This is a genomic window from Sulfuricystis thermophila, assembly GCF_004323595.1.
Classification (GTDB): Bacteria; Pseudomonadota; Gammaproteobacteria; order Burkholderiales; family Rhodocyclaceae; genus Sulfuricystis; species Sulfuricystis thermophila.
Genome location: NZ_AP019373.1, coordinates 1,362,154 through 1,375,384, shown reverse-complemented (window position 1 = coordinate 1,375,384; position 13,231 = coordinate 1,362,154). Strand labels below are relative to the sequence as shown.

Sequence of the window (13,231 nt, the reverse complement as noted above, 5' to 3'; positions counted from 1 at the left end):
ATTTTACTTTTCCTGGCAATGATGTTTGGATAACATGGGCGGTGAAACCAACCAATACCGGGAAGGACAATGATCGAAATCCAGGAACTGTTGCACCAGATGCTCGAGCGCGGGGCCTCCGACCTGTTCATTTCTGCGGAGATTCCGCCCCATTTGAAGATTCAAGGTCGAACACTTCCGGCGCAGCGGGCAGGCAGATCATGGCCTGCCCTGGCGCCTGGCGAATCACGTCGCTTCGCGTATGCCTTGATGAATGAAGCGCAGCGCGCCGAATTCGAAAAGAACAAGGAATGCAATTTCGCACTCGCCACGCGTGGGGGCGGACGTTATCGCGTCAACGTCTATTACCAGCGCGGTGAGGTGTCGATGGTGATCCGCCTGATCAAGACGAACGTTCCCTCGTTTGAAGAGTTGGGTCTGCCGCCCCAGGCTGGGCAGCTCGCGCTGTTGCGACGTGGCCTCGTGCTGGTGGTCGGTGCGGCGGGCATGGGCAAGAGTACGACGCTGGCAGCCATGGTTGCACACCGGGCGCGGACGCTGGACGGCCACATCCTTTCGGTCGAAGACCCGATCGAGTACATCTATCCACACGGCAAGTCGGTCGTCGAGCAGCGCGAAGTGGGCATCGATACCTTGAGCTTTGCCGATGCGCTCAAGAACATGATGCGCCAGGCCCCGGACGTCATTGTCATCGGCGAGATCCGCGATCGCGAGACGGCCAAAAACGCCATCATGTATGCCGAAGCCGGTGCCTTGTGTCTGTCGACGATGCATTCGAACAATGCCAACCAGGCGATCGAGCGCATCGTCAATTTCTTTCCCGAGGAGTTGCACCGTCAGGTGCTGCTCGATCTGTCGCTCAACCTCAAAGGTGTCATCTCCCAAAGGCTCCTGCCCGGATTGCATGGCGGCCAGGTGTTGGCGACCGAGGTGTTGTTGCAGTCGGCCTATTCGTCATCGCTGATCCAGAAAGGCGAGGTCGCTCAGCTCAAGGAAGCCATTCGCAAGGGAACCGCCAGCGGCATGCAATTGTTCGACGACTGTCTGCTGGAACTTTGCCGTGCCAGGCGCATCGCGCCCGAAGAGGCGCTCAATCACGCCGATTCGAAGACCGATCTCGCGCTGAAGCTGCGGCTGGCCGTCGCTCCCGAACGACTGTAGTCCGCAGTAGCGAGAGGCGAGATCTACATCGCAGCGATCCGGACCGGGATGCGCCGCGCACCGAAGGCGTGTCCGAAATGGCCGAAACGTCCGGCGATCGCCGTGCCGCAGTGCTTGCAATGGCCTGTGTCGTCGAGCGAATAGCTGAGAATCTCGTACCAGTCGCGTTCGATGACCGCCTTGCCGCAGCCCGGGCAATAGGTGCTGTCGCCCGCGCGGTCATGCACGTTGCCGGTATAGACATAATGCAAGCCTGCATCGAGGGCGATGCGACGAGCGCGTTGCAAAGTGGCTGGCGGCGTTGCCGGCCGGTCGAGCATCTTGAAATCAGGGTGGAAGGCCGAGAAGTGCAAGGGCACGTCCGGCCCCAGCTCCTTGAAGCACCATTCGGCGAGTCGTTTGATTTCGCTGTCGCTGTCGTTCTCGCCCGGGATCAAGAGCGTGGTGAGCTCGATCCAGCAGTCGGTTTCGTGATGCACCATGGCGATCAGATCGAGCACCGGCTGCAGATGACCGCCGCACAGCTTGAAATAGAAGTCGTCGGTGAAAGCCTTCAGGTCGATGTTCGCGGCGTCCATCTTGGCATAGAACTCGCGGGCCGGGCCGAGGTGCATGAAGCCGGCCGTGACGGCGACGGTCTTGATGCCGAGCGCATGACAGGCATCGGCAGTATCCATCGCGTATTCGGCGAAGATCACCGGATCGTTGTAGGTGAAGGCGACGCTCTGCGCACCATAGCGTTTTGCCGCCTGGGCGATTGCCTGCGGGCTGGCTTCGTCCATCAGGGTGTCCATTTCACGCGATTTGGAGATGTCCCAGTTCTGGCAGAACTTGCAGGCGAGGTTGCAGCCGGCGGTGCCGAACGACAGGACGCTGGAACCGGGATAGAAGTGATTGAGCGGCTTCTTTTCGATCGGGTCGATGCAGAAACCGCTGCTGCGACCATAGGTCGTCAGGATCATCTGGCCGCCCTGGTTCGCGCGCACGAAGCAGGCGGCGCGCTGGCCATCGTGCAGCTTGCAGTCCCGCGGGCAAAGATCACACTGGATGCGTCCGTCGGGAAGCGCATGCCACCAGCGGGCAGGGACGCCACTCAGGACTTCTCGGGTTCCTTCCATTTTTGCACCTCGTAGCGGTAGAGCCGGACCTCAGGGGACCAGAAGCTGGCAGGAAAGCCGGCCTTCTGTTTCAGATGGGCAAAGAACTGCCGCGGGTCCGGCAGGCTTTCCCATACCTGGGGCAGAAAAGTGCCACGCCGGCCATGATATTCGAAGATCATGCCATCGACCCCGGGGCGCATCTGCCGGATGGCGTCCGCCTCGTCGGTGAAGTCGAGCGGCACGGGCGGGGTCAAGAGGGAAACCTCGACGCGCGTGTGGGCGAACTCGCTTTTCGACAGCGGCGGAAAACGCGGATCGCCAAAGGCGGCGGCCTTGGCATTGGCTTTGACGTCTTCGTCGAGCGGTCGCCAGGCTTCCAGCGAACCGATGCAGCCGCGCAGCTGGCCCTCCTGGGTCAAGGTCACGAAAGTGGCGCCTGGCTGATGCAGAGCGGGGTGGTCGGGCTCGGGCTGCAGGGGCAAGCCGAATTCTTCGCCGATCGCATTGCGGGCGCGGATCAGTAGCGCTTGTCCCAAGGCGGGGTCAGGCATGTTCGGGCTCTGTAAAGGCGAAGCTGGCATAGCCGACGACGTGCGATTTGTCGCCGGCCGTGTCGCCGGAATTGCGCAGATCGAGCAGATGCGGCACGAGGCCGCGCCGTTTTGCCACCTCGATGAGCCCGTTGATCGGCGTCGCGCCACAGGCCTGCTCGTGGTCGTGCAGCAGATGAAGATGCAAGATTTCGTCCGCAGTATGTCCATCCAGACGCTGGGCGGCGGCATAGGGGTGGTAGTGAGATAGATCGGAGCTCACGACGATCAGGGTTTCCGGCCCTCCCCAGAGCAGTTCGAGCACCTCGGCGACTTCTTCGGCCGAAGCGTAGCCAACCGCAAACGGGACGAGGCTGAAATCTTCCAGCGTCGCTTGCAAGAAAGGCAGATGCACCTCGAGCGAATGCTCTTCCGCATGAGCGCCGTTATGGCGAATCACCTGCGGGAGTTCGAGCGCGGCGGCAATCGCGGCCTGATCGAGCGGGACGGCACCGAGTGGCGTGCTGAACGATTGGGCATGCGGCACCGCCAGTCCGCGCACGGCGACCCGATGGCACGGCCCCAGTAGGATCACTCGCCGGATCACCTGCGCGTAGGGGGCCAGGCATGCATAGGCGCTTGCCGCCACCGGCCCGGAATAGATGTAGCCGGCGTGAGGCGCGATCAACGCTTTCGGCTGTCCGAAAGTCGGCGCTGGCGAGACGGCACGGGCGCGCGCCAGCATGGTTTCGACTTCCGCGGCAAGGGTGCGCGGCTCGCCTGGATAGAACATCCCGGCAACGGCAGGGGGACGGCTGATTTGCATTTCCATCGGCGTTCTCTCCTCATGCTTTGACTATCCGCAATCTCAATCACCATCCTAGACCGAATGCGCCGTCTCGCAAGACGTAAAATCGCCGCATGAAATATCACGCGCTGATTCCCGCGGCCGGGGGCGGGACACGGATGGGTGGCGGCACGCCGAAACAGTATCTGCCGCTTACCGGTCGCCCCCTGATCTGGCATACGCTGAAAACACTGACCGGCGTGGCGGCGATCGACCACGTCCATGTCGTGCTCGCGCCCGAGGATGAATTTTGGGGCGGCTACGACTGGTCGGATTTCAAAGGAAGGTTGACAGTGTGGCACTGTGGGGGAGCGACACGCGCGGAAAGCGTGATCCACGGGCTGCGCGCGTTGCAAAGCCTTGTGGCGGGCGACGACTGGGTGCTCGTGCATGATGCGGCGCGCTGCTGCCTGACTGTAGAGCATGTCGGGAAACTGCTCGCCGAGGTCGGTGACGATCCGGTCGGCGGCTTATTGGCCGTGCCAGTGGCCGATACGCTGAAACGGGCACAGACTGATGGGCGTGTTGCCGGGACAGTGGCTCGCGAAGGTCTCTGGCAGGCGCAGACGCCACAGATGTTCCGTTACCGGATGCTACTCGAAGCGCTGGAGCGGATGCCCGAGGTGACCGATGAGGCGGGCGCGATCGAGGCCATGGGCCTCCATCCCAAGCTCGTTGCCGCCGACATGACCAATCTCAAGGTGACCTGGCCGCTTGATCTCCAGCTGGCCGAATGGATTCTGGCCAACCGGAGGCAATGATGGAGCTGAGAGTCGGACAAGGTTTCGATGTGCATGCGCTGGTGCCGGATCGCAAGCTGATCCTGGGAGGCGTGACGATACCGTATCACCTGGGCCTGCTCGGCCATTCCGATGCCGATGCGCTGCTCCATGCGATCACCGACGCCTTGCTCGGCGCCGCGGGGCTGGGCGATATTGGCCGCCACTTTCCAGATACCGATGCGCGCTGGAAAGATGCCGACAGTCGTGCTCTGCTGCGTGCGGCGCTGGCAACCGTTCGTGCCGCTGGCTGGCGGGTGAACAACGTCGATGCCACGGTGATCGCGCAGGCGCCGCGCATCGCCCCGCATGTGTCTGCGATGCGCGCGAACATCGCCAGCGATCTCGGTATTGACATCGATCGCGTCAACATCAAAGGCAAGACGACCGAGCGATTGGGTTTCACCGGCCGTGGTGAGGGCATCGCCGCCGAAGCGGTCGTGTTGTTGATCCGTGACTGAGTCGGCTCGATTACACACGCGGCGGGTTTTTTTTGCCCTCTGGCCGCCCTCCGAGGTCTTGGAAACACTCGATGCGCTGGCTGACAGAATCGCGAAGATCTGTGGCGGACGGCGTACCCGACGCGAGAGCCTGCACATGACGCTCGTGTTCGTCGGGGCGGTGACTCAGGAGCAGCTCGACCGACTGCTTGCCATTGGAGGGCTGATTCAGGGCGGAGCGTTTGCCATGAACATCGATAGGCTCGGCTACTGGCCCCACAACCGGATCGCCTGGGCGGGATGTTCTGAAATGCCGTCCTGCCAGCGCCGACTCTATGACTCGCTATCAGCAAACCTGCACGGCCAAGGGTTCCAACTCGAAAAACGGCCTTTCGTGCCGCATATCACTCTGGCGCGCAAAGCTCGCTGTGGCGATCTGCCTATCCTGGAACAACCGATTCGCTGGTCGGCCGCAGAATTCGCACTTGTCGAATCGCTGCCGCAACCCGCTGAACGGCAATATCTTTCGCTGGCCAGCTGGCCGCTGCGAACCGCCGTCGATAAAAAAATCTGCAAAGAGTGTTGACGCGTTCTTTCGGCTGGCTATAATTGCGGTCTTTCCTCGATGCACATTGATCGTCGAGATGATCTTTAAAAACCAAACAGCCGATAGGTGTAGGTGCTTGCTGGGGAGGTAGCGAGCGTGGGCGAAGCGGGTGGGAATCGAAGCCTGTTTTGCGGGGTAGGAAGCCCTGGCCGGAGAGGTCGCGCGCGAGCTGCTGAAAGAAATTGGCAAGTGCTTGCACAGATGAAGACAGGTTAAGGAAAGACCTTGTCGTTCATTTGAGTGAGCGAGAAGAGATTGAACTGAAGAGTTTGATCCTGGCTCAGATTGAACGCTGGCGGAATGCTTTACACATGCAAGTCGGGCGGCAGCGCGGGACTCAGGCAACTGAGCCCTGGCGGCGAGCGGCGAACGGGTGAGTAATACATCGGAACGTACCCAGTTGTGGGGGATAGCCCGGCGAAAGCCGGATTAATACCGCATACGACCTGAGGGTGAAAGTGGGGGACCGCAAGGCCTCACGCAATTGGAGCGGCCGATGGCGGATTAGCTAGTTGGTGGGGTAAAGGCCTACCAAGGCGACGATCCGTAGCTGGTCTGAGAGGATGATCAGCCACACTGGAACTGAGACACGGTCCAGACTCCTACGGGAGGCAGCAGTGGGGAATTTTGGACAATGGGCGCAAGCCTGATCCAGCCATTCCGCGTGAGTGAAGAAGGCCTTCGGGTTGTAAAGCTCTTTCGGCAGGGACGAAACGGTGGAGGCGAATACCCTCTGCTAATGACGGTACCTGAAGAAGAAGCACCGGCTAACTACGTGCCAGCAGCCGCGGTAATACGTAGGGTGCGAGCGTTAATCGGAATTACTGGGCGTAAAGCGTGCGCAGGCGGCTTTATAAGACAGATGTGAAATCCCTGGGCTCAACCTAGGAACTGCGTTTGTGACTGTAAAGCTGGAGTGCGGCAGAGGGGGGTGGAATTCCACGTGTAGCAGTGAAATGCGTAGAGATGTGGAGGAACACCGATGGCGAAGGCAGCCCCCTGGGTTGACACTGACGCTCATGCACGAAAGCGTGGGGAGCAAACAGGATTAGATACCCTGGTAGTCCACGCCCTAAACGATGCCAACTAGGTGTTGGGGAAGGAGACTTTCTTAGTACCGTAGCTAACGCGTGAAGTTGGCCGCCTGGGGAGTACGGTCGCAAGATTAAAACTCAAAGGAATTGACGGGGACCCGCACAAGCGGTGGATGATGTGGATTAATTCGATGCAACGCGAAAAACCTTACCTACCCTTGACATGCCAGGAACCCTGCTGAGAGGTGGGGGTGCCCGAAAGGGAGCCTGGACACAGGTGCTGCATGGCTGTCGTCAGCTCGTGTCGTGAGATGTTGGGTTAAGTCCCGCAACGAGCGCAACCCTTGTCATTAGTTGCCATCATTGAGTTGGGCACTCTAATGAGACTGCCGGTGACAAACCGGAGGAAGGTGGGGATGACGTCAAGTCCTCATGGCCCTTATGGGTAGGGCTTCACACGTCATACAATGGTCGGTACAGAGGGTTGCCAAGCCGCGAGGTGGAGCCAATCCCAGAAAGCCGATCGTAGTCCGGATTGCAGTCTGCAACTCGACTGCATGAAGTCGGAATCGCTAGTAATCGCGGATCAGCATGCCGCGGTGAATACGTTCCCGGGTCTTGTACACACCGCCCGTCACACCATGGGAGTGGGGTTCACCAGAAGTAGGTAGCCTAACCGCGAGGGGGGCGCTTACCACGGTGGGCTTCATGACTGGGGTGAAGTCGTAACAAGGTAGCCGTATCGGAAGGTGCGGCTGGATCACCTCCTTTCTAGAGAACCCTGGTGAGCACCTACAGCCTATCGGTTGTTTGAGAGCGGGAGCGGGTCTGTAGCTCAGCTGGTTAGAGCACCGTCTTGATAAGGCGGGGGTCGTTGGTTCGAACCCAACCAGACCCACCACCTTGAGAGGGGGTGTAGCTCAGTTGGGAGAGCGCCTGCTTTGCAAGCAGGAGGTCATCGGTTCGATCCCGTTCACCTCCACCATGACAGAGATCAGGGATCAGGGATCAGGGATCAGATAGAAAGTCTGAATCTTGATGCGTGATTTTTGGTCACGGAGGCTGTTGGATCTTTAACAACTTGGAAGAAGTGAAGGTGCTGGTGAGGTAATCATGGTAGGGAGCTGGGGAAGTCTGATTCCTGGTTTCTGAACCCTGGTACCTGACCGGCATGGGTAGTGATTGCGATCTTCGCTTCCATCCTGAACCAGCGATGGAAGGGAAACAAGCGAGTTGTGCCTGTAGCGTGGCCTGGCGGGAGCCAGGGGACAACGTTATAGGGTCAAGCGACGAAGTGCATGTGGTGGATGCCTTGGCGATCACAGGCGATGAAGGACGTTGTAGCGTGCGAAAAGCTTCGGGGAGCCCGCAAACAGGCTTTGATCCGGAGGTGTCCGAATGGGGAAACCCACCCGCGAGGGTATCGACATCTGAATCCATAGGATGTCGAGGCGAACCGAGGGAACTGAAACATCTAAGTACCTCGAGGAAAAGAAATCAACCGAGATTCCCTTAGTAGTGGCGAGCGAACGGGGAAGAGCCTGCAAGAGATAGCTGCTGCGTTAGTGGAACAGTCTGGAAAGGCTGGCCATAGAGGGTGACAGCCCCGTACGCGAAAACCCGGCAGTGGGACTGAGCTTGCGACAAGTAGGGCGGGACACGAGAAATCCTGTCTGAAGATGGGGGGACCATCCTCCAAGGCTAAATACTCGTGATCGACCGATAGTGAACCAGTACCGTGAGGGAAAGGCGAAAAGAACCCCGGGAGGGGAGTGAAATAGATCCTGAAACCGCATGCATACAAACAGTGGGAGCCCCTGCTTCAAGCGCTTTGCGCTTGAAGCGGGGCAGGAGTCAGGGTGCAGGGTACAGGGTACAGTGGGTTGTACGCCGCAAAGCGACGTGCTTTTGCTGAAACCTGAAACCTGAAACCTGAAACCTGCCCCTGCTTCAAGAACTAGAGTTCTTGAAGCAGGGGTGACTGCGTACCTTTTGTATAATGGGTCAGCGACTTACGTTCAGTAGCGAGCTTAACCGGATAGGGGAGGCGTAGGGAAACCGAGTCTGAATAGGGCGATTGAGTTGCTGGGCGTAGACCCGAAACCAGATGATCTATCCATGGCCAGGATGAAGGTGGGGTAACACTCACTGGAGGTCCGAACCCACTACTGTTGAAAAAGTAGGGGATGAGCTGTGGATAGGGGTGAAAGGCTAAACAAATCTGGAGATAGCTGGTTCTCCCCGAAAGCTATTTAGGTAGCGCCTCATATGGACACTGCCGGGGGTAGAGCACTGTAATGGTTGGGGGGGTCATTGAGATCTACCTCGCCATAGCAAACTCCGAATACCGGCAAGTGATGTATGGGAGACAGACACCGGGTGCTAACGTCCGGTGTCGAGAGGGAAACAACCCAGACCGCCAGCTAAGGTCCCCAATGATTGGCTAAGTGGTAAACGAGGTGGGAAGGCATAGACAGCCAGGAGGTTGGCTTAGAAGCAGCCACCCTTTAAAGAAAGCGTAATAGCTCACTGGTCGAGTCGTCCTGCGCGGAAGATGTAACGGGGCTCAAGCCAATAACCGAAGCTGCGGGTTCAGGATTCAGGTTTCAGGGTACAGGAATCAGTATGACGCTGAAGTTCGATGATCTGGAGGTGTTCAAGCGTGCCTATGCGATTTCCTTGGAGATCCACCGGGTGAGTTTGACCTTCCCGTCGATCGAGCAATATGCGCTATCTGATCAAATCCGACGCGCGAGCAAAGGCATTTGTGCCAATCTTGCGGAAGGATTTGGCAAGCAAGCGCATTCCAAAGCGGAATTCAAGCGTTTCGTGCACATGGCGATTGGGAGTGCAGACGAGATGCGGGTATGGCTGAGATACTGTAAAGATTTGGGCTACATCGATGAGGTGGCCTGGCAGCGCTGGCGAGACGAGTATGAAGTGATCGCCAAGATGCTGACGGGGTTATCGAAGACACTGTAACCCGTATCCTGTAACCTGAATCCTGGACGGTAGGGGAGCGTTCCGTAGGCCAGAGAAGGTGGGGTGGGAACCCTGCTGGAGGTATCGGAAGTGCGAATGCTGACATGAGTAGCGATAAAGCGGGTGAAAAGCCCGCTCGCCGAAAGCCCAAGGTTTCCTGCGCAACGTTCATCGGCGCAGGGTGAGTCGGCCCCTAAGGCGAGGCCGAAAGGCGTAGTCGATGGGAAACAGGTCAATATTCCTGTACCGATCACAGATGCGATGGGGGGACGGAGAAGGTTAGCTCAGCCGGGTGTTGGACGTCCCGGTTTAAGCGTGTAGGCGTGCTGCATAGGAAAATCCGTGCGGCTAAGCCAAGGCGTGATGACGAGTGGTCTTTGACCGCGAAGTGAGTGATACCCTGCTTCCAGGAAAAGCCTCTAAGCTTCAGTCTGTGATTGACCGTACCGCAAACCGACACAGGTGGGCAGGATGAAAATTCTCAGGCGCTTGAGAGAACCCAGGAGAAGGAACTCGGCAAATTGACACCGTAACTTCGGGAGAAGGTGTGCCCCGAGTACGTGTAGTCCCTCGCGGGCGAAGCGGAAAGGGGTCGCAGAGAATCGGTGGCTGCGACTGTTTAACAAAAACACAGCACTCTGCCAAGTCGAAAGACGACGTATAGGGTGTGACGCCTGCCCGGTGCCGGAAGGTTAAGTGATGGGGTGCAAGCTCTTGATCGAAGCCCCGGTAAACGGCGGCCGTAACTATAACGGTCCTAAGGTAGCGAAATTCCTTGTCGGGTAAGTTCCGACCTGCACGAATGGCGTAACGATGGCCACACTGTCTCCTCTTGGGACTCAGCGAAGTTGAAATGTTTGTGAAGATGCAATCTCCCCGCGGCTAGACGGAAAGACCCCATGAACCTTTACTGTAGCTTTGCATTGGACTTTGACGGGACTTGTGTAGGATAGGTGGGAGGCTGTGAGGCGCGGTCGCCAGATCGCGCGGAGCCGACGTTGAAATACCACCCTGGTGTCGTTGAGGTTCTAACCTGGGCCCCTGAATCGGGGTCGGGGACCGTGCATGGCAGGCAGTTTGACTGGGGCGGTCTCCTCCTAAACGGTAACGGAGGAGTACGAAGGTCGCCTAGGCACGGTCGGACATCGTGCTCATAGTGCAATGGCAAAAGGCGGCTTGACTGCGAGACCCACAAGTCGAGCAGGTGCGAAAGCAGGTCATAGTGATCCGGTGGTTCTGTATGGAAGGGCCATCGCTCAACGGATAAAAGGTACTCTGGGGATAACAGGCTGATTCCGCCCAAGAGTTCACATCGACGGCGGAGTTTGGCACCTCGATGTCGGCTCATCACATCCTGGGGCTGTAGCCGGTCCCAAGGGTATGGCTGTTCGCCATTTAAAGTGGTACGTGAGCTGGGTTCAAAACGTCGTGAGACAGTTTGGTCCCTATCTGCCGTGGGCGCTGGAGATTTGAGAGGGCCTGCTCCTAGTACGAGAGGACCGGAGTGGACGTACCTCTGGTGGACCGGTTGTGACGCCAGTCGCATCGCCGGGTAGCTAAGTACGGAAGAGATAAACGCTGAAAGCATCTAAGCGTGAAACTCGCCTCAAGATGAGATCTCCCGGGGACTCGATCCCCCTAAAGGGTCGTTCTAGACCAGGACGTTGATAGGCTGGGTGTGGAAGCGCAGCAATGCGTTAAGCTAACCAGTACTAATTGCCCGTGCGGCTTGACCCTATAACCTTGTCACCACAACGCCAACCCCGTTGTGCCCCGACAGCACAACCCACAACAATCATTACCCCCCCACACACTTCTTCCAAATCCCCTCCGCAAAATTCACCCCAGTTTCAGTCTGGTGTCCATAGCGTCTCGGTACCACCCCTTCCCATCCCGAACAGGACCGTGAAACGAGACCGCGCCAATGATATTGCCCCCTCCGGGCGAGAAAGTAGGTCAACACCAGACTAACCCCATCCGCCAACGCCCCGCAAGGTCTCCCACACCTTGTGGGGCGTTTTGCTTTGCGCGCTGCCAAACGCGAGCCCCCAGCAAATCGATTAAGCTAGCTTTCGCTCTTCTTCAGTTCGTCCTTGCCATGTTTTTCCGCATCCTTTCGATCATTTTCCCCGTCTTCGCCATCATCGCGGCTGGGTGGCTCTATGCCCGTCTGCGTCGGAGAGCCGGGGGCGGGATCGATATGGCGTTTGCCAATCAGCTCAACATGGACGTGTTCGTCCCGGCGCTGGTATTCGCAGCATTGGCTTCGAAGAGCTTCGATCTAGCGTCCTATGGGCGCCTTGCCGTGGCTGCTCTGATGCTGATGCTCGCCAGCGGCGGGATTGCCTGGAGCCTGGCGCGATTGCTCCGCGAACAGCCGAAGACCTTCGTGCCGCCGATGATGTTCGTCAATTCAGGCAACATGGGACTGCCCTTGATGGTCCTCGCCTTTGGCGATGCTGCGCTGCCGGCGGCAGTGGTGTTGTTCTTCGTCGAGAACCTGCTGCATTACACGCTGGGCACGTGGATGCTCGATCATCATGCCCGGCTGTGGACGCTCTGGCGGGTGCCGGTGATCTTTGCCGCACTGCTGGCGCTGGCGATCAAGTTTCTCGATTTGCCGCTCTGGCTGCCGCTGTTTACGGCGATCAAGCTGGTAGGGGACGTGGCGATTCCGCTGTTGCTGTTTTCGCTCGGCGTGCGACTGGCGCTCTCGCGGTGGAGTGATGTGCGGCTTGGCTTGATCGGCATGGTGGCCCGTCCGGTGATCGGCATGGCGTTCGCCGCTCTGATGGCCTACTGGTTGCAGCTCGATGAGCGCGCTGCGGCGATGCTGATGGTGTTCGGCGCGCTGCCGCCGGCCGTGCTCAATTATGTGTTTGCCGAGCGTTACCAGCAGGAACCGGCGAAGGTGGCTTCCCTCGTCATGATCGGCAATCTCGGTGCTCTGATTTTCATTCCCTTGGCGCTGGCCATGACCTTGCCATAGGAGGCGACGATGAGATCGCATATTCCAGAAAGCGGCCCGTTGGCGAAATTGTTCAGCGTCATCCTCGGTGCGGCATTGCTGGTCGTGGGTTTCATGTTCTCGCTGGTGGTGCTGGCCATCGCCGTGGTGGTCGGTCTGGTCGTATGGGGCTGGTTTTGGTGGCGCACACGTCGTTTACGGCAGGCGCGGCGTGCAGGCCCCGCGCCGAGCGATACCGGACAGGTGATCGACGGGGAGGCCGTGGTGGTCGAGGAGAGGATCACTCGGGTGATTTCGAGTCGATCATCAGCGTCACCGGACCGTCATTCACCAGACTGACCCGCATCTCGGCGCCAAAGACGCCGGTCGGGATAGGACGCCCTGCGCCTTCGGCGAGCGCGGCGACGAATTGATGAAACATCGGCGCCGAAAACTCGGCGCTGGCGGCACGGCACCAGGAAGGGCGATTGCCTTTTTTCACCGAGGCGAAGAGCGTGAATTGCGACACGGCGAGGATTTCACCGCCGGCCTCGATGACATTGCGGTTCATCACCCCGCGGTCATCGGAAAAAATGCGCAGTCCGAGCAGCTTGCGCACCATCCAGTCGATGTCGGCCGGGCCGTCGCTGGCCTCGAAACCGGCCAGCACCAGCATGCCGGGGCCGATGCGTCCGCAGGTTTCATCTGCCACGCTGACGGAGGCTTCGCGGACACGCTGGATGACGACTCGCATGATGGACCCGGAGTATAGCGGTCTGATGCATTTGAGCTGCTAGTATTCGC

General features: G+C 58.9%; 10 protein-coding genes, 2 tRNA genes and 3 rRNA genes. 11 read left to right on the top strand and 4 right to left on the bottom strand.

All coding sequences use genetic code 11. The features are described 5' to 3' along the window. The first annotated feature begins 69 nt into the window (after window positions 1-69). The gene (locus M52SOB_RS06855; RefSeq protein ID WP_131111170.1) at window positions 70-1,161 is read left to right on the top strand and encodes a PilT/PilU family type 4a pilus ATPase; all 1,092 of its coding nucleotides are present in this window, start codon (window positions 70-72) and stop codon (window positions 1,159-1,161) included. Window positions 1,162-1,184: 23 nt separating this feature from the next. Here the strand turns inward: M52SOB_RS06855 and amrS are convergent, their stop codons facing one another. Genes amrS through amrB form a run of 3 tightly spaced genes read right to left on the bottom strand, consistent with a single transcriptional unit; the run spans window position 1,185 to window position 3,623 of the window. Then, window positions 1,185-2,279, bottom strand: coding sequence for an AmmeMemoRadiSam system radical SAM enzyme (amrS, locus tag M52SOB_RS06850; protein WP_131111169.1), 1,095 nt, complete (start codon window positions 2,277-2,279; stop codon window positions 1,185-1,187). Continuing rightward, window positions 2,255-2,812 (bottom strand): AmmeMemoRadiSam system protein A, encoded by a 558-nt coding sequence (amrA, locus tag M52SOB_RS06845; RefSeq protein WP_131111168.1) that lies wholly within the window; start codon window positions 2,810-2,812, stop codon window positions 2,255-2,257. Before amrA ends, amrS begins: the two co-directional genes overlap by 25 nt. After that, window positions 2,805-3,623: an AmmeMemoRadiSam system protein B gene (amrB, locus tag M52SOB_RS06840; protein WP_284155016.1), complete on the bottom strand. Its 819-nt coding sequence runs from the start codon at window positions 3,621-3,623 to the stop codon at window positions 2,805-2,807. Before amrB ends, amrA begins: the two co-directional genes overlap by 8 nt. Window positions 3,624-3,712: 89 nt before the next feature. Between amrB and ispD the strand changes: the two genes are divergently transcribed. From ispD to M52SOB_RS06790, 10 genes are all read left to right on the top strand, one after another. Then, a complete protein-coding gene (gene ispD, locus M52SOB_RS06835; protein ID WP_131111167.1) occupies window positions 3,713-4,399 on the top strand; it encodes a 2-C-methyl-D-erythritol 4-phosphate cytidylyltransferase in 687 nt (228 codons plus the stop codon). Then, on the top strand, window positions 4,396-4,878 hold the full coding sequence (gene ispF, locus M52SOB_RS06830) for a 2-C-methyl-D-erythritol 2,4-cyclodiphosphate synthase (RefSeq protein ID WP_284155238.1): 483 nt from the start codon (window positions 4,396-4,398) through the stop codon (window positions 4,876-4,878). Before ispD ends, ispF begins: the two co-directional genes overlap by 4 nt. Then, on the top strand, window positions 4,871-5,443 hold the full coding sequence (thpR, locus tag M52SOB_RS06825; protein ID WP_131111166.1) for an RNA 2',3'-cyclic phosphodiesterase: 573 nt from the start codon (window positions 4,871-4,873) through the stop codon (window positions 5,441-5,443). Before ispF ends, thpR begins: the two co-directional genes overlap by 8 nt. A gap of 278 nt (window positions 5,444-5,721) precedes the next feature. After that, a 16S ribosomal RNA gene (locus tag M52SOB_RS06820) occupies window positions 5,722-7,269 on the top strand. Between the two features lie 53 nt (window positions 7,270-7,322). Then, window positions 7,323-7,399: transfer RNA gene (locus M52SOB_RS06815), tRNA-Ile, on the top strand. Between the two features lie 8 nt (window positions 7,400-7,407). Then, window positions 7,408-7,483, top strand: a tRNA-Ala gene (locus tag M52SOB_RS06810). A gap of 295 nt (window positions 7,484-7,778) precedes the next feature. After that, window positions 7,779-11,217, top strand: a 23S ribosomal RNA gene (locus M52SOB_RS06805). 117 nt (window positions 11,218-11,334) lie between these two features. Next, a 5S ribosomal RNA gene (gene rrf / locus M52SOB_RS06800) occupies window positions 11,335-11,448 on the top strand. Together the 16S, 23S and 5S rRNA genes with 2 tRNA genes alongside form the textbook arrangement of a ribosomal RNA operon. Before the next feature lie 130 nt (window positions 11,449-11,578). Further along, window positions 11,579-12,469 carry an AEC family transporter gene (locus M52SOB_RS06795; RefSeq protein ID WP_131111165.1) on the top strand — a complete coding sequence of 297 codons (891 nt, stop codon included), beginning with the start codon at window positions 11,579-11,581 and terminating at the stop codon, window positions 12,467-12,469. Window positions 12,470-12,478: 9 nt separating this feature from the next. After that, a complete protein-coding gene (locus M52SOB_RS06790; RefSeq protein WP_131111164.1) occupies window positions 12,479-12,787 on the top strand; it encodes a hypothetical protein in 309 nt (102 codons plus the stop codon). Here M52SOB_RS06790 and dtd read toward each other — a convergent pair. Continuing rightward, window positions 12,729-13,181: a D-aminoacyl-tRNA deacylase gene (gene dtd, locus M52SOB_RS06785; protein WP_131111163.1), complete on the bottom strand. Its 453-nt coding sequence runs from the start codon at window positions 13,179-13,181 to the stop codon at window positions 12,729-12,731. The genes M52SOB_RS06790 and dtd overlap by 59 nt on opposite strands. Between the last annotated feature and the right edge of the window lie 50 nt (window positions 13,182-13,231).